Raw genomic sequence first — 22788 nt, forward strand, 5'->3', positions numbered from 1 at the left:
CCTGTTTGGCGCACTTGCCGGTGGAGGTGCGCGGCGACGATTGCGCATCCTCGGCCCACCGACTAAGTAAGACGTTCGGTTTACTTAAGGGGACCGTAGCACGCGTGTCGGGCTATGTAAAACGATCGGTATCCTTAAGTCATGACCGAACCTATCCCCGTACGGCGGCGCCGCGGTCGCGGCGCCCGCGAGCGGATCCTCAAAGCGGCGACCGAGCTGTTCACCGCCCAGGGGGTCAACGCGACCGGAATGGACCAGCTGTCGATCGTCGCCAACGTCTCCAAGCGCACCCTGTACACGCACTTCCCCAGCAAGGACGAGCTCGTCCAGGCGTACTTGCACGCGCTGGAGGACAGCGACCTCCCGCCCCTTGGGCCTCCCGACGGGCCGGCGCTGGACCCGCGAGCGCAGCTCCTCGCCGTCTTCGACTGGGAGCCGCCGGAGCCGACCGCTCCGCTGCGAGGCTGCCCGTTCCTGAACGCCAGCGTCGAGGTGCCCGACCCCGACCACCCCGTGCACCAGCTGGCCGCGGCGCACAAGAGGGAATTCGCCCGCCGCCTCGCGGTCATCGCACGACAGGCCGGGATCGCTGCCCCGGAAACCCTCGGCGAGCAGCTCGCCCTGCTCTACGACGGCGGGGCCGCCCGCGCCGTCGCGCTCAACAGCGGTCAGACCGCTGCTTGTGCCCGATCCATCGCGGAGCTCCTGATCGATACCGCCCTTGCCGCCGCTCACCCGGCATCCCGCCGATGAGGCCGACAGTCTGGGCTCGGCCACGTGCGTGGCACGGCCAGCTCACGCAGAAGCTGCGAACGGCCAGACCCGGAGCCGTCGCCGACCCGGGATTCGTCGGACGGGACGACACCGCCCGGACACCGGACCGGCGGTGATCAGCGGCTACAAGGCGGCACGGAACAGGCCCCTGACGCGTGGTCAGAGGCTGTCCGACAAGGCGCTGGCGGCCGTGAGGGCCCCGGTCGAGCACGGCTTCGCGCACCTCAAGAACTGGCGCGTGCTCGGCAAGGTCCGCACTGACCAGGCGTGTGCGACCGCCCTGGTCAGGGCCCTGCTAGTCCTCACGAACCGCGAAATTTCCCGGTGACCGACGATCTTCACCGAAGTCATCCGCCCACGACCAGCATGAGTACCCCGAACCCCACGCACACCACACCCGTGACCAGAAACGTCACGATGCACACTGCTCAGTGAGGTCCACAGTGGCTCGTCGGGCCGGACCTCCAGCAGGGCGCGCCACTGGTCGTGTGCTTCCGGGTCCGGGGACGGTGGCTGTCTTGCCGGAGCGACAGCCCGGCATCGCACGGTGCCGCAGGACGTCCGGATCGTCGAGGCGTATCTGCTGGCGGAACTCAGGAGGCGGGCCGTATCGGCCCGCCTCCGTACCTGTCCCGTCTGTTCGACCGTGTCGTCGGCTGCCTGGCTGGCACAGCGTGTGGTCGCCGCTACGCGCTCGCCTGCTTGTTGCTGGTCGGGCGGGCAGCGGGGCTGTGGGTGAGGATGCTGCGGAGTTCGGCGGTCTGCTTGTCGATGGCCTGGGGGCCGTTGCCGGTGAGCAGCCGCACGGACGGCTCGTAAGCCGTTTGCGGGGCGGCCATGTTGAGGGAGGACGCGACGGTGAAGCCGGCTTCCTTGATGGCCACGTCGACGAAGTAGGGGAGCCGGGTCTTGCTGCCGGGGACGTGCGGGTAGAGAAAACTCAGCGCGAACAGCTCGCCCATCTTGGGGACGGTCGCGATGGTGGCGGCGAGGAACGGGTTGTCCTTCACGGAGTAAACGGCGCCCTGCGCGTCGATGCGCTGGCGGGTGGAGGTCACCGCGATGGGCGCGTGGCAGATCAACGAGATGGTGACGCCGTTCTCCCGGGCCGTGTGGAGGGTTTCGCCGAGCCACGGGTTGTCGCGGAAGTCGACCATGGGGGCGTGACCGCCGGGGGTGTGGATGAAGTCGAAGTCGGCGAAGGTGAACGCATCGGCCGCATCGCGGTGGCGCTGGACGAGTTCCTGCAGTGAGTGGAAGGTGGCCTCGGGCAGCTTGTCGAGGCGGCGGATCAGTTCGGGGCGGTACTCGGCGAGCTCCGGTTCGCTGTTGGGCAGTAGCTCGGAGACCGGGATCCGGCCGATGTGCCGCTCCAGCAGCCGGACTTCCTGCTCGCGGCGGGCGACCAGCTCGGGGTGGCGCTGCCGGAAGCTGTTGACGTCGAACGAGCGGCGGCGCTGCTGCATGCGCAGGGGGAGGGTCTTGGCGCCGATCTTCTCCATGTAGTGCATGGACAGGGCCATGCCGTTGATGTCGAGTTGCGGGGCGTCGCCGTCGGGGGTGGCGAAGGTGAACTCGTAGTCGTTCTCGAACTCCTTGAGCACCTGAGCCATCTCGACCAGGAAGAACCCGGTCGAGATCGACTTGACCCCGGTCGGCTCGATCAGCGGCAGCTGGCGGCCGGACGAGATGATGATCAGTGCGCGACGCTTGGTGGTGGGCATGACGGGTGCTCCTTCAGTGGGCCTCGGTGGTGTGGGACGGGTGGGCCCGGCCGGCCCGCTCCTGGGTTGCGCTGGTGTTGGTCGTACGGGGCGAGTTGCGCGGGCCGCCGGACGGGAGGCATCCGAAGGTGCTTCGCTGGAGAAGGACCTGCCCGCCTGCCGGTGAGGGGGCCCGGGCGGGTGTGCCGCCCAGGCTCTCTCATGCGCCGGCGGTACGGGTACACGCCGTGGAGTGGGCGTGTCATGGCCCGAGGGCCGGAAGTCCTTTACTTGCCTTCCGCGGCCTTGGACACGTGCGCCCACTCGGCCCAGGTCTCCAGGCGCTGCTGGTACGCCGCGGGCACCCACTGCGTGGGCTGCTCGCCGAAGAGCACGCGAGGCGGTGGCTCCTCGGCGTCGACGAGCTGGAGGATCGCACCGCCGACACCCTCGGGGCCGGGCATCTGGGCGGCGGCGCTCATCTCGGTCAGCGACGCGTGCAGGGGGTCGTAGGTGTCCTGGCGGTGCGCGGTGAAGACCGACGAGTTCTTGAAGTCGGTGGCGAAGCCGCCGGGTTCGATCACCGTGACCTTGATGCCGAAGGGCGCGACTTCCTGGGAGAGTGCCTCGCTCATGCCTTCCAGGGCCCACTTGGAGGCGCTGTAGCCGCCCGCGCCGCCCATGGTGGTCAGCCCCATGACCGAGGAGATCTGGACAATGTGGCCGCTGCCCTGCGCACGCAGGACGGGCAGTACCGCCTGGGTGACGTGGAAGACGCCGAACACGTTGGTCTCCAGCTCGTCGCGCAGTTCCTGCTCGCCGAGTTCCTCCACGGCGCCGACCAGGGCGTAACCGGCGTTGTTGACCACCACGTCCAGCAGGCCGAACCGCTCCTTGGCCGCCGCGACCGCCTCGAACACCTGCGCACGGTCGGTGACGTCCAGACGCAGCGGCAGCACCGCGTCACCGAACCGCTCGACCAGGTCGGTCAGCGTTCCGGTGTTGCGGGCGGTGGCCGCGACCTGGTCGCCGCGCTCCAGGGCGGCGAGGGCGAACTCGCGGCCGAAGCCGCGCGATGAACCGGTGATGAACCAGACCTTGCTCATGGCGTAAACCTCCTGTGGGGATGGGCCACCCGTAAGCGGGATGGCTATCCCGCTTAACTATACGGGACGAGTATCCCGCTTTCGAGTTCGTTGTGGAGATGGGCGGCGGTAGCGGCCCGCGGCTCCACGGTCAGTGGCCCTTCATTGCCAGCGCCGTCCACAGGTGACGGGCAGCCACCGGGCCGCACGGCCGCGGCCGTGCGGCATATGAGGGTCGGGGCACCCTTCGGCTCGCCTCGACCGTCGGGGCCGGCGTGGCTCGCGCTCGGGAGGTCCTGCGTCGCCGCGTACAGGGTCGGCAGTGCGCCGTCCTTGTCGTCCTGAGCGAGGAGCTTGCTCGGGCTCGGCACAATGGCACGGGCGCCCTCGTTTGCTCGGCCCCTGCCTGCAGGGATCGCGTGACTTGACTCGGTGCAGAGGATGATCAAGATCCACTCCCGCACCGAACCTGGACTTCGCCGGGCGCCGCTGTCCCGTGAAGGTCAAAGGCGCCCGGAGCAAGGCCCGCCGCCGCGGCCAAGCGCGGGAGGACTTCGTGCTGGAGACTGCCTACCGGGACGCCGACACCGCCCGGCTCCTGCCCCGCCTGCTGCGCGGCCGAACCCAAGGCCCGGTGTTCATCACCCACCGCCGCCCTGGCCCAGGGAGGTGGTCAGCCCGCGCGACGTGTGCCCGGACACCGGCCTGGCCCGCCTCTCCTAGGGCCAGGCCCGCGCCTGCTGGACGAACGCACCGCCGTACGCGGGCCGGGCACCGGCTGGGACCTGCACGAGTACCGCCATTCCGCCCTGACCCACCTCGACGAGCAGGGAGCCTCGCTGCTGATGCTGATGGCGAAGTCACGGCACAAGAAGCCGGAGAACGTCCGCCGCTACTTCAAGCCATCACCGAGGCGATCTTGGAGCTGACCAGCCTGCTCGCGCCTGGCGACGCGCGCCACTGACCCTGCTGTGACTGGTGTGCCCTACCGGTAAGGGTCCACGGTCAGACGCGTACCGCCGCTCGGTTCAGGCCGGGTTGCCCTGGGCCAGGGTGGAGACGTGGGCCCAGTCCTGCCAGGTCTTGAGGCGCTCGGCGTAGACGTGGGGGATCATGTCCAATCCGTCGGTGCCGAAGAAGACGCGCAGGGGTGGGATGTCGGCGTCGACGATCTTCAGAAGCGCCGGTCCGGCCGCGGTGGGGTCGCCGAGCTTCGCGTCGCGCCAGCCCTCGGCCAGGGCCGCGCGCAACCCGTCGTAGGCGGGCAGCTGCGCGGCGAAGCTGGCGGAGGCGCCTGCCCAGTCGGTGGCGAAGCCGCCGGGCTCGACCAGGGTGACCTTGATCCCGAAGGCGGCGACCTCCTTGGCCAGGGACTCGGTCAGCCCTTCCAAGGCCCACTTGGAGGCGTGGTAGCCACCGAGGCTGGGGTAGGTGGTCACGCCGCCGATGGTGGAGATCTGCACGATGTGGCCGCTGCCCTGCTCGCGCAGCAGGGGCAGCGCGGCCTGGGTCACCCACAGGGCGCCGAAGAAGTTGGTCTCCATCTGGTCGCGGACCTGCCGCTCGGTCAGTTCCTCGACGGCGCCGAACAGGCCGTAGCCGGCGTTGTTGACGACGACGTCCAGGCTGCCGAAGTGCGCGTGCGCCCGCTGGACGGCCTCGGTGGCGGCGGCCTTGTCCGTCACGTCCAGAGGCAGCGCAAGGATCGCCTCGCCGTGGGCGGCGACCAGATCTTTCAGGGAGTCGGTGTCGCGGGCGGTGGCCGCGACCTGGTCGCCGCGCTTCAAGGCGGCGAGGGCGAACTCGCGGCCGAAGCCGCGCGATGAACCGGTGATGAACCAGGCCTTGCTCATGGCGTAAACCTCCTGTGGGGATGGGCGGCCATCCGTAAGCGGGATGGCTATCCCGATTAACTATACGGGACGAGTATCCCGCTTTCGAGTTCGTTGTGGAGGTGGGCGGCGGTAGCGGCCCGCAGTTCCACGGTCAGCGGCCTTGCACAGGTCGGCAGTGCGCCGTCCTTGTCGTCCTGGGCGAAGAACCTGTCCGTGATCGGCACAATGGCGCGGGCGAACGGATTCGCTGTGTGGGTCGCGAGGGCGAGAGCGTGACCACCCGGTCCGTGACGTACGGCAGCAGCAGGTCCGCCAGGTCCAGGCGGCGCACCTCGGTGCTGCCGCGCACGGAATCCGCCGCCGGCCGGCCGCGCTCCGGGTCCTGTACCGCGACGAGCGCACCCTGCGCGAGAAAGGGGTGGGGTCACTGTTGCTACGTGAGCTGGCCCGGGACATCGGTGTCAGTCACGCGGCGCCGGGGCGCCACTTCATGGACAAGCAGGCGCTGCTCGATGCCTTGGTGCTCGACCGCCACGAGCGGCTGACGCGGACCCTCGAAGGCGCAGGCGATCCCACCCTCCCGGTCCAGCCTCGCCTCACTGTCCTTGCGCGGACCTACGTCACCTTCGCCACCGACAAGCCGTGGTGGAGCCCATGATCGCCCGCAGGCACAGCCCTGACGCCCCCGAGGAGGTTGTCGGCCTCGCCCATCGGGCATCGCAGCCCTTCGAGCGGGTCATGGTGGACGCCCAGGGGCGCGGCGAGATCATCGAGGGGACCCCGCCCGTCTCGCGCTCGCCGTGGGCGCCGCCCTGCACGGCACCGCCGCGTTCGCGACCCAGGACGCGGCCGACCCGCAGGCGGAACTCGGCGGCATTGAGGACCTGGTGCGTCTGCTGCTGCACGGTCTCCAGCCCCGCTGAACCTCTTGGAAGCCTTCGCGCCTGCTGGCCTGCAAGGTGATCCTTTGCCGGGCCCCGCGACCCGGACTGAAGGGTCTGGTCGAGCGGACGAACGGCTGCCTGGAGGCCAGCTGCGCGGCAGCCTGCTGTTGGCACCCGGTGAGCTGGAGCGGCTCCACTTCCTCCACCAGTTCGCCGACCGATTCGACATCCAGGACAGAGCCGCGAGCGTCAACCTGGGCCTTACCCACTTCCTCGCCGATGTGGCGCAGGACCCGCGACGCTTCTCGCTGCTCCCCGCCGACGTGCCGCTGCCGGGGGTCCCCGGGCTGCGTTCTATTCCCCCTCGTCAACCCCGCACCGCTGTACGCCTGGTCGCTGCTGTGGCGCACAGGCAACGGACACCCTGGGCTGGACGGCCTCACCGCCGCCTGCGCCGCGCAAGCAGGGCAGAGCCGATGGCTGGAGTACGACCCGGCGCGCGACTGACTGCCCGAACCGCCCATGAACGCACCCCGGGGCAAAGCAGCCTTGAACAACGCTGGAACGCGAGCAGCCCTGGGGATTTTTGGAGGACTTCATCAGTGAGGGCGTGCACCAGCAACGGCTGGACGAGACGCAGGGTCAGATCACGGACGAGGAGCACGGTACCGGGGGCGGCAACGGCCTCGTCCGCATCCGACAGCCGACCGAGCACCAGTTGGCTGCGGGAACTGAAGTCCACGGGCCGGCGGGTAGTCGTTGCGCCCCGGGCCGATGGAGTCGCGGCGGGCCGTGAGCCAGTCCACGATGCCGAGGTGCCTTCTGCGCTGGGAGCCTTCAGCCGGTTCTGGCTGGTGGTGGTGTCCAGAAGCTCACTGAGACTGTGGCCGCGGGCTGTTCTCTCTTTACGCAACATGAGTGAGTCAGCTGACTTTTCCGCCTGGTGCTGGTGGTGAGTCTCGTACGGTTTGTGTACGGGGCCGACGGCCGTGGGGGAGGTCCTGACGGCCGGCGCCGGTTGAAAGGCGTACCTGCATGTTGAGGTTGGGGAAGCCGTCGGACGGGCTCACGATCCAGACGAGTTGCTGCCATTGGGCCAGGGCAAGTGTCTGGAGCGCGGCCGCTGTGGAATGTCTTGTTGGAACAGTGCCGACTGCCCCGGATGGTGGGCAGGCGAGGGTCTGGCGGCGCGGATGATGTCCCTCGGACCGTCCATCAGCTGCTGGGTGTTGACGTTCTCTCTGCTGCTCCGTGTCTGGGGCGCGAGTGGGCGGGTGCGGAAGCGGCTGCTGCTGTTGGCGGGATCTACGACCGCCGGGGGCGTCTATCGGGCCGCGACTACCGCGCTGTGGGCTCAACCGGCGCAGGGAGTGGACTCACGAGGCTTGGCCGGTTTGGCGGTGGTCACCGGAGTGACGATCGCGGTCGGTCTGGGGATGGCCGGTCTGGTGGTCGCCGCCGATGCCGGTACCGGTCGGCACGCGTGGCTGCGGCGCGTGCTTGATGGGGCCGTCATGGCCGGGGCTGTGTTCATGGCCGGATGGGTATTCCTGGGGAGAGCCGATGATGGCTGGCGGCCGGAGACGGGGATGATCGGCGTCCTTTGGGCCTCGGAAGTCGTGTCCCTCAGTTTTCTGCTCGTCCTGCGACGTCTCGTACGGTGCGACCAGCAGGCCACTGTGTGGGCAGCGATCGTCGGACTGTTCCTCATGCTGATCGGCGACACCCTGCGACTGCGGATGATCGGCGGCCCACATGGCTCCGAGGCGATGTCATTCCAACTGGGCGACGTCTGCGTTACCGCGGGACTGCTGGCAATCGCTGTCGGACCCTGGGTGCCCGGCGGGGGGAGCGTACTGGTCGCAGGTCGGCCGATGCTGCGGTCGGGGAGCGAGTTCATTGTCCTGACAGTCTGCACCGTCACGGCGCTCGGATATGCGTTGACTCCTCTTGCCTACGACCCGGTATCGCTGTTGCTCGGTGGAACAGTAATGCTGGGCCTCTGGGCACGGCATACCTTCCTGCCGAGCGAGAGCACCGGAAGAGATGACTGAGATGCCTGTCCGGCACGGAGGATTCCGTGCCGGACAGGCATCTCAGAGGAACCGCAGGGACCACATAGGGACCACAAGGACCGGAACCAACCGACAAGGACCGTGCAAGGCCGACAGGGATGCACTCGCGTGACCTGCAAGAACGCCATGAATCGACGGGAAATGGCAAGGACCGCCAAGATCCTGAATGGACTCATAATCCGTCGGCCGTGGGTTCGAGTCCCACCCGCCCCACCTGTGCAGGGCTGCGACCTGCGGGAACGTCCCATCTGAGGTGCCGGAACCCCAACTCGGGCTCAACGGATTGGATCCGCTGCTCATGAGTTCAGGGTCCCTGCGTCGGCGATGGTTCGACACTGCGCTGACCTGCGTGAATGTGTCGGACCGTGGTGTGGTCGAGTCGCGCCAACGGCCTCCGGGAGGGAGCCGGAGGCGAATTTGAGGACGCTGTGAGGACGCAGGTATTGCGAAGGGTGGCCGCGCGGCCCTCTCCACCAGACTGCGGTCGGTCGGAGCGAGGAGCCCTCTGGTGGACCTTGGGCTCGCCCGCTAGAGAACATCACTCTTCCTATGGCCATCGCCGGACGAAAGCCCGACCAGGCATGGCTGGACCGGGTGGTGGCGACCGTCGGTCTGGCCGACCGCCTCGGCCACCGCCCCTCCCAGCTCTCGGGCGCCCAGCAGCAGCGGGTGGTCTGCGCCATGAGCGCGGCTCGGTGTCCGGTTCGCCGGCCCGCTCTGCAGCGAGGCACTGCTGCTGTCACTGGCCGTACCACGCGAAGACGCCCGCCTGGACACATCTGGAACTGCCGCTCACCGAGGACCAGTAGCCCGCGGCCACCAGGACGTCCGCGACGGCCGGCAACGTCAGCAGAAGCTTGGCCGGCGTGTGCGGCCGCTGAGGTCCGGTCCGTGGCCGCGTGGGTCAGTTTCCGTGGAGCGGCGGGTGCATACGTTTCCTCCAACACCCGTGAAGAGGGATGAACGAGGAGGCGGGCCCGTGAAGGAAAACCAGTTCGACACGTGCGTGATCGGGGCGGGACCTGCTGGGCTGGCAGTCGCCAGGGCCCTGGCGGAGCGGAATCTGCCGTACACACACCTTGAGCGGCACACCGGGCCCGGCGGCATCTGGGACATCGACAATCCCGGCAGCCCCATGTACGAGTCGGCCCACTTCATTTCCAGCAGGACGCTGTCGGGCTTCGGTGGCTTTCCGATGCCCGACCACTTCGCGGACTACCCGCCCCACCGGCAGATCCTGTCGTACCTGCGGACCTTCGCCGACGCCTACGGGTTGACGGACCGCGTCGAGTTCGGCGTCGAGGTGGAGAACGTCGAGAAGAACGCCGACGGAACGTGGACGGTCACCCGGGCCGACGGGCGGGAAAGCGTGCACGGGCAGGTCGTCGTGTGCACGGGCTCGCAGTGGCACCCCAACGTCCCCGAACTGCCGGGGGAGTTCAGCGGGGAGGTCCGGCACACCGTCGGCTATCGCAGCGCGGAGGAACTGCGGGGCAAGCGTGTCCTGGTGGTGGGTGCCGGGAACTCCGGCTGCGACATCGCGTGCGACGCGGCCCGGACCGCGGACCACGCGGTGATCAGCATGCGGCGCGGGTACTGGTTCATTCCCAAGCACCTGTTCGGCCGGCCGGTGGACACCCTCGCCCACAGTGGGCCGCACCTGCCGATGTGGCTGGCGCAGCGCGTCTTCGGCGCCCTCCTGCGGATCCTCAACGGCGACCCGACGCGGTTGGGACTGCCGAAGCCGGACCACAAGCTGTTCGAGACCCACCCGGCCATCAACTCGATGCTGATCCACCACCTCCAGCACGGTGACATCACGGCCAAGCCCGGGATCGCCCGCACCGAGGGTCGAACAGTGCACTTCACCGACGGTACGAGCGACGACTTCGATCTCATCCTCCTGGCCACGGGCTACGTCCACAAAGTTCCGGTCGCGCAGCGGTACTTCGGCGACGAGCAGCACCCGGACCTGTACCTGTCGTCGTTCTCGCGCGAGCACGAGGGCTTGTTCGGCATCGGCTTCGTCGAGACCAACTCCGGTGCGTACCAGCTCTTCGACTCCCAGGCGCAACTGATCGCCGGGTACGTCCATGACGCGCGGCACCGGTTGCCGAACGCGGAGCGTTTCGCCCGCATGATCCGCTCAGACCGCCCGGATCTGTCCGGTGGGCTGCGGTTCGTCGACTCGCCCCGCCACACCGGCTACGTCGACAGCGGGGCCTTCGTGAAGTACCTGGGCAAGGTCGCGGGGGACATGGGCTGGCGTACCGAGGGCCAACCGCCCCCGGCACGGTCCCTGCGACGCGCGGAGGCTGCGGCATGAGCGGGTTCGACTTCACCGACAAGGTCATGCTGGTGACCGGCGGTGCGGGCGGCATCGGGAGTGCTCTGTGCCGTCGCTTCGCCTCCGGCGGCGCCCGCTGCGTCGTCGTCGACATCGACGAGGCCCGGGCCGAGAAGGTCGCCGCCGGGCTTTCAGGCGCCGGGCACACCGGTATCGGATGCGACCTGATGGACCGCGCCCAGGTGGAGCGCCTCTTCGAACGGGTCTCCGATGCCCACGGTCGCCTCGACGTTCTCGTCAACAACGTCGGTATGACCAGCGCGGAACGCTTCGACGTCCGCAGCGTCGAGAGCATCGAGCGGGAGATCACCCTCAACCTGATCTCACCGCTGGTCGCCACCCGGATCGCCATTCCTCTTCTCACGGCTTCACGAGACGCCCGGGTGGTCACCACGGTCTCCCTCGGCGGGATCTTCCCGCTGGGCGAGACCCCGATCTACACCGCTTCCAAGTTCGGGCTGCGTGGCGCGATGCTCGCCATCGGGCTCGATCTGAGGAGCAGAGGCATTCTGGCCGGGTCGGTGCTCCCGTCGGCGACCGACACCCGGATGCTGCGCCAGGAGGCCGTGGACGGCGGGAACTCCATGCAGTTCCAGGACCGGCCCCAGCAGCCCGCCGACGTCGTCGCGGCCGTGGTGAGCCTGCTGGACAAGCCCCGGCTGGAGGCCTACCCCCGGCCCGGTGAGTCCCGTCTGGTGCGGTTCGCGATGCTCATGCCGAACCTGCTGCCCCGGGTCTTCCCGCTGTTCCGCAAGCGCGGTGACCGCGGCATGGCCCGTTATCTGGAGGAACTCCGCCGACGCGGACTGGTCCGCTGGACAGAGGGGCGCTGGGAGCTGGTGGAGGAGGCATGACCACGAACGAGACGCTGCTGGTCGTCAACCCCGCCACCGGTGAGCCGATCACCACCCTGCCCGCCTCGAGCGCCGACGACGTCGCCAAGGCCGCCGAGCAGGCCCGGCGGGCCCACGACGCCGGGGTGTGGTCGCGGCGGCCGGTCCGGGAGCGCGCCGCGGTGCTGCTGCGGCTGGCCGACCTGATGGAACGCGACGCCGAGATGCTCGCCCGGCTGGACAGCGAGGACGCGGGCAAGCCGATCACGGAGTGCCGTACGGGCGACGTACCGGGCGCGATCGAGACGATCCGCTGGTTCGCCGAGGCGGCCGACAAGGTCTTCGGCCGCATCGCGCCGAGCGTGCCCGACGGTCTCGGTCTCATGAGCCGCGAACCGGTCGGGGTCGGCGCGGCGATCCTGCCGTGGAACTACCCGCTGGCCATGACCGCCTGGAAGGTCGGACCGGCCCTGGCCGCAGGCAACTGTCTGCTGGTCAAGCCCGCCGAGGCGACCCCACGCTCCGCCCTGTACCTGGCCGCGCTCGCAGCCGAGGCCGGCCTGCCCGACGGGGTGCTCACGGTGTTGCCCGGGTACGGTTCCGAAGCCGGGGCAGCCCTCGCCCGTGATCCCCTCGTGGGGGCGCTGTCCTTCACCGGCTCCACCGCGACCGGCCGCCGTATTCTCAAGGACGCGGCCGACAGCAACTTCAAGCGCGTCTCACTGGAGATGGGCGGCAAGAGTCCCCAGGTACTGATGCCCGATGCGCTCGCCTACGGGGACGAGCTGATCCACAACATGATCGAGGCCGCGTTCCTGACCATGGGGCAGAACTGCACGGCCGGCTCCCGGGTTCTGGTCCACCGCAGTATCGCCGAGGAGGTCCTGGAGCGGTTCACGGCCGCGGCGAGAGAGCTCGTCATCGGCCATCCGGCCGACCCGCGCACGCAGATCGGGCCGCTCATCAACCACGCCGCCTTCGACCGGGTCGCGGGAGCCGTGGAGGCCGCCCGGGACGGGGGAGCCCAGATCCACACCGGGGGACTGCCCCATGGATTGCCCCCGCGCGGCGCCTACTACCCGCCCACCGTGATCACCCGGGCCCCCGCCGGCAGTGACGTCCTCACCAGGGAGCTGTTCGGTCCCGTCGTCACCGTCCAGACCTTCACCACCGAGGACGAGGCGGTACGTATGGCCAATGCCACCGAGTACGGGCTCGCCGCGTCCGTATGGACACGCGACCTCGACAGGGCGTTCCGGCTGGCACGTGGCATCGAGGCCGGTGTGATCTCCGTGAACGCCTACAGCGAGGGCGACATCACCACCCCCTTCGGCGGCTGGAAGCAGTCCGGATTCGGGGGCGTGGAGAAGTCCACCAACGCCTTCGAGCAGTGGACCCGGGAGAAGGCGGTCTGGATCCGCACCCGCTGACCCCGGCCTCAGAGGCGAGCCGTACGCATCCGCTCCCGAAGCTGGACCGGGGAAGTGCCGTGCCAGCGGCGTACCGCGCGGCGCAGTGCCCGTTCGTCGGAGAACCCCGCGCGGCGGGAGATGTCGCGCAGGGTCAGTTCCGGGCGGAGCAACAGCTGCTCGACGCGTTCCCGGCGCACTCCCTCGACGAGTGCCTCGTACGTCGTGCCGCACTCGGCCAGCCGACGGCGCAGCGTGCGCTCACTCGTCGCATGCCGCCGCGCCTGCTCACTGAACGAAGGCACCAACGGCAGGCCCTGCGCGACGGAGATCTCCAGCACCTCCAGCAGATCCTGCTGGTCACGGCGGGAAGCCAGCTGCGCGTCGAGCATCTCCAGCGTCGACGCGTAGCTCACGGGATCCCGGCCGGGCATCCGGGTACGCGCCCACGTGGGGTCGATGACCAAGCGGTTGACGGCGGCGCCGAAACGGACCGGACAGCCGAACAAGGCCTCGTACATGTCCAGTTGGCGCGGGGGCGGAAACGAGAACTCCACCGCCCTCGGCGCGAAGAGCGGACCGACGGACAGCCGGGACAGGGTGACCACGGAGGCGAACGCCTCCTCGCTCAGGAAGCAAGCCACGGCCGGGTCCATGGCGGGATCGGGAAGGTCGGCGCGCAGCACGAAGGCGTCGTCCTCCTCACTCACAGCGGCCGACCACACCACCATCGCGCCGGACAGGTTCTGGTACTTCACCCCGGTCTCGATGGCGTGGCGGAGCGTGTCGTCGGCCATCAGGGCGAAGCCGAGCAGGCCCCACGCGGTCAGGTGCTGCGCCGCGCCGACCTTCAGCCCCAGGTGCTCGTCCCCTGTCAGGTTCAGCGCACGACGGATCACCGCGCTGCCCTGCCGGTACGACACCCGCAGCGCGGCGGAGCGCATGACCGTCTCGTCCAGTCCCATCCGCTTCAGCAGGGGCCGCAGATCGACGCCGTGCTCGTCGGCGACCACGACCAGGTAGCGCAGGATGTTCGGCTGGATCGTCGCCGATGTGCTGCGGCTGGTCCCGGGCAGATCTGCCGGGCCGGGGGCAGGGGACATCGCACTCACTTTCTCCTCGGCGACCACCGTAGGCAGCCGACGTCACCGGTCGCGCGCTGTGGCCCCCGAAGTCCCCTGTACGGCCTCTCGTGTCCTGAGGCTGCCCCCGGCGCCTGACTACGGTTTCCGCAACCCGCACGGCGTTCGCCTCGCTGGTCCCCGACTGCTCAGTCCGGCCCCCAAAGGAACGAAGGCGAGACTGCATCATGTCCTGCACTGCTCCAATCCGGGTGAGGGCCGGGCACCCGGTCTCCAAGACCGGCGCCCGAAGGGGTGCGACCCTCGCGTTCGCCGCGCAAGGTGTGTCCGTCGCTGCCGTCTACACGACCGTCCCAGCCGTCACCGAACACCTGAGACTGGCTCCGCTCGTGACGACCACCCTGATGGTCGCGGTGGCGCTGACGGCTGGGGGCGGCAGCTTCCTGGGGCTGGCCGCGATCCGCCACGCCGGTCCCGTCGCCACGATGCGCGGAGCCGTGCTGACGGCCGGCGCCACGCTGGTTCTGATCGGGTGGGCCCCCGACGAGGCGACCGTCATCTGCGCGTACGTCATCTTCGGGCTTGCAGTCGGTGCCCTGGACGTCGGTGCCAACACCCGGGCAGCAGCGATCGAGCGCGCCTACGGCCGCAGCGTCTTCGGCTCCTTCTACATGGCATGGAGCGTGGGCGGCGTGGTCGCGGCCCTGCTCACGGCCGGGGCTGCCCGGCTGGAGTGGCCCGTGGCCGCCGGCCTGAGCGTGCAGGCCGGCATCGTGCTGCTCCTCGCCGTCTGCGTGCGCACGCATGCCCTGCCCTCTTCCTCCGCGGGGCCGGCGGACAGCCCCACGCAGCCGCCGCTGGGACGCCGCCTGTGGATCCGGCTCATCCCGTTCGGCCTGGTCCTCCTGGTCGTCTACGTCGTCGACTCCACCGTCTCGGCCTGGTCGGCGGTCTACCTGCGCCGGACCCTCGCCGCGTCCCTCACAGTCGCTCCGCTGGCGTATGCGGCCTACCAGGTCGGCACAGTCATCGGTCGCGTCGCCACGGACAGACTCGTGCAACGGTTCGGAGGGGTCGCCGTCGTACGCACCGCTGCCCTGCTCGTCGCAGGTGCCCTGGCAGGCATGGCCACGGCACCGAGCTGGCCGTTCGCCGTTCTCGCGGCCGGGGTGGTGGGCCTGGGGGCGTCCGTGCTGGCTCCGCTGTGCCTGGCCTCCGCCGCGTGGCTGCGTCCTGCGGCCTCGGCGGCGGTCCTGGCACGCCTGAACCTCTTCAACTACGCCGGTGTCATCACAGGTGGCGCAGTGAGTGGGCTCCTCGGCTCCACCGGCCTGTTCCGTCTCGCCTACGCGGCACCGGCCGCCCTGGCGGTTCTTGTCCTGGCCGCGGCCCGCCACTTCACCCAGCAGCCTCCACGCCCGGCCCGAGCGGAGAATGTCCCTCCCTTCGACCGGGCGGATCCTCAGCCACTGGGCTGAGCGGTCCCACACCGGGGGCCCGATGAGAAGCTTGGCGCCGTCTGTCCGGACGCGCCGGCGCGCGGATGCTTCCCTCGGGCAGCTCGGTCTCGGTCACCTCGGAGGGCAGGCCGCCCAGCCCCAGCGGCGGACCCGCAGGTATGTCGGGTAACACGACGGCGCCGTCCGGGGTGGCCAGCGCGGGTACGGGGGAACTGGGAGCCGTCTGCCCAACGGTCTGCCAGCCTGCAGGTACCGGCAGGTGGCTCGGACCTGCCATCCCCGCGCGCAGCCGACGGAGAGGCCTGCCGAGCGAGGCGTCTGGAACGGCTGGCTGCTCCGGATGCGCTGCTTGCAGGCGCGTGGCTCGTGACTGTCGTTACAGAGGCTCTGCCCCCCCATCTCCGAGGCAGAGCCTCTGCCCCCGGCCGGCCGCAGCGACGTGTCGATCGTCCGCGACAAGAAGACCGGTGTGCCGCACATCACGGGTTCCGGCACGTCGGCCGCGGCCAGCTGACCACCTTCGCGACCGAGGCCGACCTGCAGGCCCAGATCGACTCGGAAGAGCAATCCGTTGCGGCCGGCTTCGCACCCCGCCCCCGAGCCGGCGACTCAGGCCGCTTCCGCCTCCGTTGTCGTCCTCACAGGGCGTGTTGAGGACACGTTGGGGACACAAGGAGAGGAACAGGCCGACAATGATCAAGGGCAACTGACCTGGCTTACCCCATCTGACCTGCAAAAACGCCACGGATCGGCGTTGACCGGCAAGGACCGCCAAGATCCTCAAAGGACTCATAATCCGTCGGCCGTGGGTTCGAGTCCCACCCGCCCCACCACGCGTGCCTCTGACGCGTAAATAGCAGCAGGTCAGAGATCACGTTCGGGCCCTCGGTCATCGTGCGCCGGGAAGGCGACACTGACTACGTCACCCGCGAAGGGCTGGCCAGGGCGATCGCGGGCGAGTTCTGGTCAGGCAACGCCAGCCGCTGCTAACCGCGTTGGTCGCGCATGTGGAGGAGCACTACAGCGGGCGGCGTGTCCAGTTCGAGGCCGTGCGGCAGGCAGGACCGGTGGAGGCGGACGGGCTGGCCAGTCGCCAGGACCGTGGCGACTGGCCGGTGCGCTGCCGTCGTGCCTCCCCAGCCGGCCGGGCGCTGAGCTACGGCCGCAGGACGAGCTTCCCGGCGGCGTGACCGCTCGCGCTCAGCTCCTGCGCCTTCGCGGCGTCCTCCAGCAGAAGGCTCTGCGCGATGCGCACCGTGAGCTTGCCGTCGGCTGCGAGGCGGGCGTACTCGCCGAGGCGGGAACCGAACGGGGCGCCGGGGCCGGAGAAGGTGACGCCCAGCTCGGGGGCCTTCGGATCGGCGATGGTGATGATCCGGTCGGTGCCGCCGCGCAGGTCGATCGACACCTCCAGGTCGCCTGCCCCCGCGGCGTCGTACACGGCGTCGATGCCCTGCGGTGCGGCCTCGCGGACCCGGTCGGCGAGGCCGGCGCCGTAGGCGACCGGGATCGCGCCCAGCGAGCGCAGGTAGTCGTGGTTGCCGGGGGAGGCGGTGCCGATGACCGTGGCGCCGCGGGTGACCGCGAGCTGAACACCGACGGCGCCGGCCACACCCGCGGCTCCGTGCAGCAGGAGCGTGTCGCCTTCCCCGACGCCGAGGGCGTCGAGCACGCGGACCGAGGTCTCGACGGCGACGGGCAGTGCCGCGGCGAGGTCCCAGTCGAGGTCCCCGGGCTTCGGGCCGAAGTCGACGGCCAGCGCGTGCTCGGCGTATGCGCCGGTGACGGTCCAGCCCAGGACCTCGTCACCCACCGCGACGCCGGTCACGCCTTCGCCGACCTCGTCGACGACGCCGGCCGCCTCCACGCCGGGGATCACCGGGAACGGCGGGGCGATGTGCGGCCTCCACCCGTTGCGGATCTTGGAGTCGAGCGGGTTGACCCCTGCCGCCACGACCTTCAGCCGCACCTGCCCGGGTCCGGCGTGCGGCTCGTCGACCTCTTCGAGGCGGAGGACTTCCGGGCCGCCGAACTCGGTGTAGGTGATCGCCTTCATGTCCTGCTCCAGTGCTCGTCGCTCTAGGTGAAAGATCAACTTGGCCGGGACCGGTGGCGGCCGCACCGGCACTTCGACTGGTTCCGGCTCGGAGGCTCAGGAACCAGCCACGTCTGTGGGCGCGGTCCAGCCGGTGGATCGGATCCACTCGGCCAGGTCGAGGGTGGCCGGCTCGATCGCCCGCACCACCGCAAGATCCGACGGGTGTTCCGCCGCCTTCGCGAACTGGCGGAACATCGCCCTGTCGAGGTCGCTGGGAAGCACGCTCAACGGGAGGGCCTCGTAACGTGCCGGCAGCCCGGCGCGCGCGCCGAACGCCGCGGCGACCTGAGGGCCCGTCAGCTCGTCGCCGACGAGCTCGACGGCTCCGCCGGGTGCCACCGCGGTGTCGAGCAGGAGCGCGGCGGCGACCCGGCCGACATCCCTGACCGAGATCATCTTCAGGGCGACGTCCTCCGGCAGCGGCAGCCTCAGCACGATCTCTCCGTGCTCCAGGCTCGGTGCCATCTCCTCCATGAAGGGGGTCGGGCGAACCATCGCGGCCCTGAGGCCGGACTTCCTCAGGTGCTCCTCGATCGAGTGCTTCGAGTCATGCTGCGGCACACCCCGCTCCCGGTCCGCGCCGAAGACCGAGTTGAACACGACGTGCGGGACGCGTGCCGCGACCGCCGCGTCGACGAGCGCGGTGCCGATGCGGATCTCCGTCTCGACCTCTTCGAGGTTGTTCGCCTCCGGGGTCATGAAGTAGAACGCCTCGACCGCCGTCAGCGCGGCGGCCAGCGACGCCGGGTCGTCGGTCCGGATGGCCGCCGGTTCGACGCCGCGGGCGGTCAGCGCCTGAGCCCGGTCGGACTGCGGGTTGCGGACCAGGGCCCGCACCGTGGCCTTGTGGTCCAGCAGCGCGTCGACCACCGCCCCGCCCTGTCGCCCCGTCGCGCCGAAGACCGCGATCGTGCCGGTCGTCTGTGTGCTCATCGCTGCCACCCTTCACTCAGGGCGTGAGCGAGGTGAACACGAGTCCGGTGTTGACCTCGGCGGTGGGGGGAGGACGACGCGGGCGCGGCGTCCTCGAGCTTGATCTGTTGTGACATGTCTCCACGATGCGTCTGCGGGCGCCAGGCGCACCACCGGCATCCCGCCAGGTTCTCCCGATAACCCGCCAGTGTCGGGTAGCCTCGATCGCGTGTCCGACCCCAGCGGCGAGCCGAGCTTCTGCACCGACGATGCGCCGTTGTCGGCGCCGCTGGCCCATGGCGCCGACGTGGCCGCGCACTTCCACGACTACGGCCAGCTCCGCTACGCCGCGCGTGGGGCCCTGGTCACAGCGACCCAGGTGGGCACCTGGGTGGCGCCGGCCAGTCGGATCATGTGGGTGCCGCCCTTCGCGGTGCACAGCAGCAAGGCGTACGGCGAGACGGACATCCGGGTGCTGTCGCTGCCCGTGACGCTGACCGGACAGCTGCCGGCCGAGCCGTCGGTCTTCGTGGCGAGCGCGTTGCTGCGCGAGGCCTATCTGGCGCTGATGAGCGAGGGCGAGCCGCTGGAGAGCCCCCGTGCGCGGCTGCTGATCGACGTCGTACTCGCCGAGCTCGCCCGCGCCGCACAGGAGCCGCTGCGCCTCCCGGAGCCGATCGACCGGCGTCTCAAGGCGGTCACCGACCTGCTTCACATGGACCCGGCAAGCCCGGCGACCCTGGCCGAGCTGGGCCACCGCACGGGCGCCGGCGAACGCACCCTGAGCCGACTGTTCGGCAGCGAGCTGTCGATGAGCTTCCGTCAGTGGCGCACCCTGCTGCGCATTCAACGGGCGCTGATCGAGCTCAGCGACGGCGCCTCGGTCACCGACACGGCGATCCGGCTGGGCTGGTCGAACCCCAGCAGCTTCATCTACGCCTTCACCGGGCTGGTCGGTCAGACACCGGGGGGCTATCGCTCGTCGGCTCGGTCCTCCCGCAGCTCCCATGGGTGAGAGGTTGGCGGGGGAGCCGTAGTTCCTGGCGGAACATCGGTGGCAGCCCAATGGTGTGGGAGCCCACGCTGGAAGGGTGACTCCCTCCGCCATCACCCAGAGCTCCTCGCCGGCATCGGCGGCCTCGGCCGGTGCGACGCTGAGCGACCTCATCGTCCAGTCGCTGACGCGGCACAGCTCGTCGGAGGCGTTCGTCGCGGGCGACCGGCGACTGACCTACGCCCAGGTGCGGGACCTGGTCTCGCAGTACATGGGTGCGCTCGGTCGGCGCGGCGTCGGCCTGGGGGTGGGCGTCACCATGCTCAGCCCGAACACGCCTGAGTACTGGATCGTGCAGGCTGCGACGTACCTCCTCAGGAACAAGGCTCCTGCCTCGGAGTCTTCCTCCGCCGTCTCACAGCCAGACGCGGCGGCAAACGCGCACTCGTCGCCGTGATGCGCAAACTCGTGATCGCCGTCTGGCACGTCCTGCACGACCACGAGCCCTACCGAGACCCCGGAGCTGACCACTTCACCGCCGCGACCCCGAACGCGCCATGCGCCGCATGCTCAAGGTAGCCAACAGCCTCGGCCTGACCATCCGCTTCGACCCCATCCCAGCCTGACGGCTCAACCACGAGTCATTTTCGTGTCAGACCCACCGGGCGCGAGCAACTGAGCCACGGCCTCGCGCTCATGGACCGCAAGCTCAGCTCCCCAGGTCACCCCATCTGACCTGCAGAAAGCCCACGGATCAACTCAGAAACGCAAAGGCCGCCAAGATCCCCAGAGGACTCATAATCCATCGGCCGTGGGTTCGAGTCCCACCCGCCCCACTCTTCGCTACGCGAGGAGAAGCCTTCTGACCAGCAAAAACCGAGAGAGCCCCAGCTGTGCCGGGGGCCTTTTGCGTTCTCCGTGTCCCCGTCCGGGCTTGCCGTCATCGTCGGCGTGATCGTAGGACCGCGGTGCGTGGCGGTGACGGGTTGAGCGCTGGCGGCCTGTCGGTCGGTCGTGTCCAGGGCGATGGAGATCGTCCAGGGAGCTCGGCTCCCGCAGACAACCCCGGACAGCGCTGCTCCCTCCTACCGGTTGAACCCCCGGGATACTCGGAGAGGAGCGGTCATTGGCCCGTCAGTGGTCCCGCAGGAAGTTCGTGGTCTACTCGCTCGCTGCATCCACGCTGACCGTCGCCGCGCCGCTCGGCTGTGACGCTGCGCCGGCGGAGGGCGTCGAGCCCACCGCGGCCGCGCCGCGCCCGCCCTCCGACGTCCTGGTGACCGGCGCCGACGAGGAGATGCTGGTCCTCGAAGTCACCGAGGCCAACAAGGTCGTCGTACGACTGCCGCGCGTCGAGGTCGGTCAGGGCGTCACCACCGCGGTCGCCATGATGATCGCCGAGGAGCTGGACGCCCGTCTCGCCGACGTCGACATCCCGCTCGCCGACGCCCGTGCCAAGGGCAACCAGTACACGGGCGGTTCGAGTTCGGTGAGGTCGCTGTACGGTCCGGCCCGTGAGCTGGCCGCCCTGGCGCGCGCCAAGCTGGTGACCGCGGCGGCCAGGCGCTGGCACCTTCCCGCGAGGTTCCTGCGCACCCACAACACGAGGGTGATCGCACCGGACGGGCGTTCGGCCACCTTCGGTTCACTGACCGCGAGCGCCGCCCGGATCACCCGCCCTGCCGTGTCGAGCAGACCCAAGCCCGCGTCCCGGCACCGGGTGATCGGGCGACCGACGACCCGGATCGACGCCCGGGACATCGTCACGGGCAAGGCCGAATACGCCGGGGACCTGGCGGTGGCCGGAGCGAAGCCGACCGTGGTGGCCCGGCCGCCGACGCTCGGCGGGAAGCCCGTCTCGGTCGACTCCCGGGCCGCACGCGCGATGCCGGGCGTGCACGCCGTCGTCAAGGTCGCCGGTGGGGTCGCCGTGGTGGCGGAGTCCTTCCACCACGCTTTCCAGGCGAGGGACGCCCTGCGGATCACCTGGGCACCGGGCCCGCTCGCGTCGCTCTCCGATGCCGCGATCCGATCGCGGCTGCGGGCCGCCGTCCCACGGCTCGGCAACCCGCCGCGCGGATCGGCGCAGACGGAGGGCGAGTTCGAGTTCGCCTTCGTCAGTCACGCCCCCATGGAGGTGCTGACAGCGGTGGCGGACGTTCGTGCGGGCCACGCCGAGATCTGGTTCTCCTCCCAGACACCGACGGACGCACGGGAGAGCATCGCCTCGGCGGTCGGACTGCCCGCTGCGAAGGTGAAGGTGCACGTCGTACGAGGCGGCGGTTCCTTCGGCCGGCGGCTGAACTACGACGCCGCGATCGAGGCGGCCCTCATCTCGAAGGCGGCCCGCCGCCCGGTCAAGTTGATGTGGAGCCGCGCCGACGACATCCGGCACGGCCGGATGCGCCCGGCCAGCCACCACCGGATCCGGGCCAGCCACGCACGGGGCAGGGTGGTGGCGTTCACCCACGCGATGGCCTCGGTGAGCGAGTCGTACGAAGGGCAGGGCCTGTCCGCACAGGGGCACGCCGGCAACGGGGTGACGCCGGCCGTCGCACCTGCTTCCGGCCCGCTCCCCAGCGACAGCGGCCTGTACAACTTCGGCCGTGTGTCCGGGAACACGGGATCGGTCGAACTGGCGATACCCCTCGGCGCCTGGCGGTCGGTGGACTCGGGGACGATGCGGACCGCGGAGGAGATCGTCGTCGACGAGGTCGCGAGGAGCTTGGGAAAGGACCCGGTCGCCTTCCGGCGCACCACCCTCAGGAACAAGGCCGTCAAAGCCGTGCTCGACAAGGTCGCGGACGCCGGTGACTGGGGCCGGACCCTGCCGGCGGGCCAGGCACAGGGCGTCGCCGTCCACGAGGAGTACGGCTCCTGTGTGGCCTGCCTGGTCGAGATCGACGCCACCGACCCGAAAGACCCTCGGGTGACCAAGGTCGTGATGGCGGCCGACGTCGGAACGGCCGTCAACCCACGCGGACTTGAGGCCCAGCTCATGGGCACCGCGATCGACGGCATCTCCACCGTCCTGAGGGCCGGTCTGCACATCGACCGGGGCGCCGTCCGCGAGAGCAGCTACGCCGACTTCCACTACGCCCGCCAGCGGCACGCCCCGTTGCGTTTCGAGGCACACATCATGCCCTCCCGGCGGGAACCGGGCGGGGCGGGCGAACTCGGCGTCCCGGCCGCGGCCGGCGCCGTCGCCAACGCCTATGCCAGGGCCACCGGTTCCAGGCCCCGTCGCTTCCCGCTCAACTTCTGACCCGACCTCCGAGAACCCGACCTCCGAAAAGG

General features: G+C 69.9%; 18 protein-coding genes, 1 tRNA gene and 3 pseudogenes. 16 read left to right on the plus strand and 6 right to left on the minus strand.

The genetic code is table 11. The features are described from left to right. Positions 1–141 precede the first annotated feature (141 nt). Positions 142–753, plus strand: a complete 612-nt coding sequence (locus RKD20_RS30100; RefSeq protein ID WP_424880437.1) for a TetR/AcrR family transcriptional regulator — start codon at positions 142–144, stop codon at positions 751–753. A 133-nt stretch (positions 754–886) separates the two neighbouring features. Then, the gene (locus tag RKD20_RS30105) at positions 887–1102 is read left to right on the plus strand and encodes a transposase family protein (protein ID WP_424880438.1); all 216 of its coding nucleotides are present in this window, start codon (positions 887–889) and stop codon (positions 1100–1102) included. Between the two features lie 358 nt (positions 1103–1460). Here the strand turns inward: RKD20_RS30105 and RKD20_RS30110 are convergent, their stop codons facing one another. Both RKD20_RS30110 and RKD20_RS30115 read right to left on the minus strand, forming a co-directional pair. Then, on the minus strand, positions 1461–2498 hold the full coding sequence (locus tag RKD20_RS30110; protein ID WP_424880439.1) for a hypothetical protein: 1038 nt from the start codon (positions 2496–2498) through the stop codon (positions 1461–1463). 266 nt (positions 2499–2764) lie between these two features. Further along, a complete protein-coding gene (locus RKD20_RS30115; protein WP_424880440.1) occupies positions 2765–3583 on the minus strand; it encodes an SDR family NAD(P)-dependent oxidoreductase in 819 nt (272 codons plus the stop codon). Positions 3584–4028: 445 nt separating this feature from the next. On the opposite strand from RKD20_RS30115, the pseudogene RKD20_RS30120 reads away from it, so the two are divergent. Next, positions 4029–4526 (plus strand): annotated as a pseudogene (locus tag RKD20_RS30120) (site-specific integrase); the annotation flags it as partial. 64 nt (positions 4527–4590) lie between these two features. Here the strand turns inward: RKD20_RS30120 and RKD20_RS30125 are convergent. Beyond that, entirely contained in the window at positions 4591–5415 is an 825-nt protein-coding gene (locus RKD20_RS30125; RefSeq protein ID WP_424880441.1) for an SDR family oxidoreductase, read from the minus strand. Positions 5416–5887: 472 nt separating this feature from the next. On the opposite strand from RKD20_RS30125, the gene RKD20_RS30130 reads away from it, so the two are divergent. The 8 genes and pseudogenes from RKD20_RS30130 (at position 5888) to RKD20_RS30165 (ending at position 12966) form a co-directional block, all read left to right on the plus strand. After that, positions 5888–6055, plus strand: coding sequence for a hypothetical protein (locus tag RKD20_RS30130; protein ID WP_424880442.1), 168 nt, complete (start codon positions 5888–5890; stop codon positions 6053–6055). A gap of 142 nt (positions 6056–6197) precedes the next feature. Next, the gene (locus RKD20_RS30135; RefSeq protein ID WP_356263189.1) at positions 6198–6320 is read left to right on the plus strand and encodes a hypothetical protein; all 123 of its coding nucleotides are present in this window, start codon (positions 6198–6200) and stop codon (positions 6318–6320) included. Positions 6321–7666: 1346 nt separating this feature from the next. Then, positions 7667–8335, plus strand: coding sequence for a hypothetical protein (locus tag RKD20_RS30140; protein WP_424880443.1), 669 nt, complete (start codon positions 7667–7669; stop codon positions 8333–8335). Positions 8336–8492: 157 nt separating this feature from the next. Then, positions 8493–8569, plus strand: a tRNA-Ser gene (locus tag RKD20_RS30145). Between the two features lie 300 nt (positions 8570–8869). After that, positions 8870–9058 (plus strand): annotated as a pseudogene (locus tag RKD20_RS30150) (ABC transporter ATP-binding protein); the annotation flags it as partial. Positions 9059–9335: 277 nt separating this feature from the next. Then, complete coding sequence (locus RKD20_RS30155; RefSeq protein ID WP_424880444.1) at positions 9336–10682, plus strand: flavin-containing monooxygenase; 1347 nt, start codon at positions 9336–9338, stop codon at positions 10680–10682. Next, positions 10679–11557, plus strand: coding sequence for an SDR family NAD(P)-dependent oxidoreductase (locus RKD20_RS30160; protein ID WP_424880445.1), 879 nt, complete (start codon positions 10679–10681; stop codon positions 11555–11557). The genes RKD20_RS30155 and RKD20_RS30160 overlap by 4 nt, the downstream gene beginning before the upstream one ends. Then, the gene (locus RKD20_RS30165) at positions 11554–12966 is read left to right on the plus strand and encodes an aldehyde dehydrogenase family protein (protein WP_424880446.1); all 1413 of its coding nucleotides are present in this window, start codon (positions 11554–11556) and stop codon (positions 12964–12966) included. Before RKD20_RS30160 ends, RKD20_RS30165 begins: the two co-directional genes overlap by 4 nt. 8 nt (positions 12967–12974) lie before the next feature. On the opposite strand, the gene RKD20_RS30170 is transcribed toward RKD20_RS30165, so the two are convergent. Then, positions 12975–14048: an AraC family transcriptional regulator gene (locus tag RKD20_RS30170; protein WP_424880447.1), complete on the minus strand. Its 1074-nt coding sequence runs from the start codon at positions 14046–14048 to the stop codon at positions 12975–12977. A 368-nt stretch (positions 14049–14416) separates the two neighbouring features. Here RKD20_RS30170 and RKD20_RS30175 point away from each other — a divergent pair, with 368 nt between their 5' ends. After that, positions 14417–15505, plus strand: coding sequence for an MFS transporter (locus RKD20_RS30175; protein ID WP_424880448.1), 1089 nt, complete (start codon positions 14417–14419; stop codon positions 15503–15505). Positions 15506–15893: 388 nt separating this feature from the next. Further along, positions 15894–16108: pseudogene (locus RKD20_RS30180) on the plus strand (hypothetical protein); the annotation flags it as partial. Positions 16109–16643: 535 nt separating this feature from the next. On the opposite strand, the gene RKD20_RS30185 reads toward RKD20_RS30180, so the two are convergent. Continuing rightward, positions 16644–17543 carry an NADP-dependent oxidoreductase gene (locus RKD20_RS30185; protein ID WP_424880449.1) on the minus strand — a complete coding sequence of 300 codons (900 nt, stop codon included), beginning with the start codon at positions 17541–17543 and terminating at the stop codon, positions 16644–16646. Positions 17544–17639: 96 nt separating this feature from the next. Beyond that, positions 17640–18518: an NmrA/HSCARG family protein gene (locus RKD20_RS30190; protein ID WP_424880450.1), complete on the minus strand. Its 879-nt coding sequence runs from the start codon at positions 18516–18518 to the stop codon at positions 17640–17642. Between the two features lie 208 nt (positions 18519–18726). Between RKD20_RS30190 and RKD20_RS30195 the strand changes: the two genes are divergently transcribed. From RKD20_RS30195 to RKD20_RS30205, 3 genes are all read left to right on the plus strand, one after another. Next, positions 18727–19512 (plus strand): AraC family transcriptional regulator, encoded by a 786-nt coding sequence (locus RKD20_RS30195; RefSeq protein WP_424880451.1) that lies wholly within the window; start codon positions 18727–18729, stop codon positions 19510–19512. Between the two features lie 76 nt (positions 19513–19588). Beyond that, positions 19589–19948, plus strand: coding sequence for an AMP-binding protein (locus tag RKD20_RS30200; protein ID WP_424880452.1), 360 nt, complete (start codon positions 19589–19591; stop codon positions 19946–19948). A gap of 699 nt (positions 19949–20647) precedes the next feature. Continuing rightward, positions 20648–22756, plus strand: a complete 2109-nt coding sequence (locus tag RKD20_RS30205) for a molybdopterin cofactor-binding domain-containing protein (protein WP_424883360.1) — start codon at positions 20648–20650, stop codon at positions 22754–22756. The last annotated feature ends 32 nt before the right edge of the window (positions 22757–22788 follow it).

This window comes from Streptomyces sp. SLBN-8D4 (genome assembly GCF_049739545.1).
Lineage (GTDB): Bacteria > Actinomycetota > Actinomycetes > Streptomycetales > Streptomycetaceae > Streptomyces > Streptomyces canus_C.

Coding starts and splice junctions, on each gene's coding strand:
- RKD20_RS30100 (WP_424880437.1), top strand. CDS start 142: ATGACCGAACCTATCCCCGTACGGCGGCGCCGCGGTCGCGGCGCCCGC.
- RKD20_RS30110 (WP_424880439.1), bottom strand. CDS start 2,498: ATGCCCACCACCAAGCGTCGCGCACTGATCATCATCTCGTCCGGCCGC.
- RKD20_RS30115 (WP_424880440.1), bottom strand. CDS start 3,583: ATGAGCAAGGTCTGGTTCATCACCGGTTCATCGCGCGGCTTCGGCCGC.
- RKD20_RS30125 (WP_424880441.1), bottom strand. CDS start 5,415: ATGAGCAAGGCCTGGTTCATCACCGGTTCATCGCGCGGCTTCGGCCGC.
- RKD20_RS30130 (WP_424880442.1), top strand. CDS start 5,888: ATGGACAAGCAGGCGCTGCTCGATGCCTTGGTGCTCGACCGCCACGAG.
- RKD20_RS30160 (WP_424880445.1), top strand. CDS start 10,679: ATGAGCGGGTTCGACTTCACCGACAAGGTCATGCTGGTGACCGGCGGT.
- RKD20_RS30165 (WP_424880446.1), top strand. CDS start 11,554: ATGACCACGAACGAGACGCTGCTGGTCGTCAACCCCGCCACCGGTGAG.
- RKD20_RS30170 (WP_424880447.1), bottom strand. CDS start 14,048: ATGTCCCCTGCCCCCGGCCCGGCAGATCTGCCCGGGACCAGCCGCAGC.
- RKD20_RS30185 (WP_424880449.1), bottom strand. CDS start 17,543: ATGAAGGCGATCACCTACACCGAGTTCGGCGGCCCGGAAGTCCTCCGC.
- RKD20_RS30190 (WP_424880450.1), bottom strand. CDS start 18,518: ATGAGCACACAGACGACCGGCACGATCGCGGTCTTCGGCGCGACGGGG.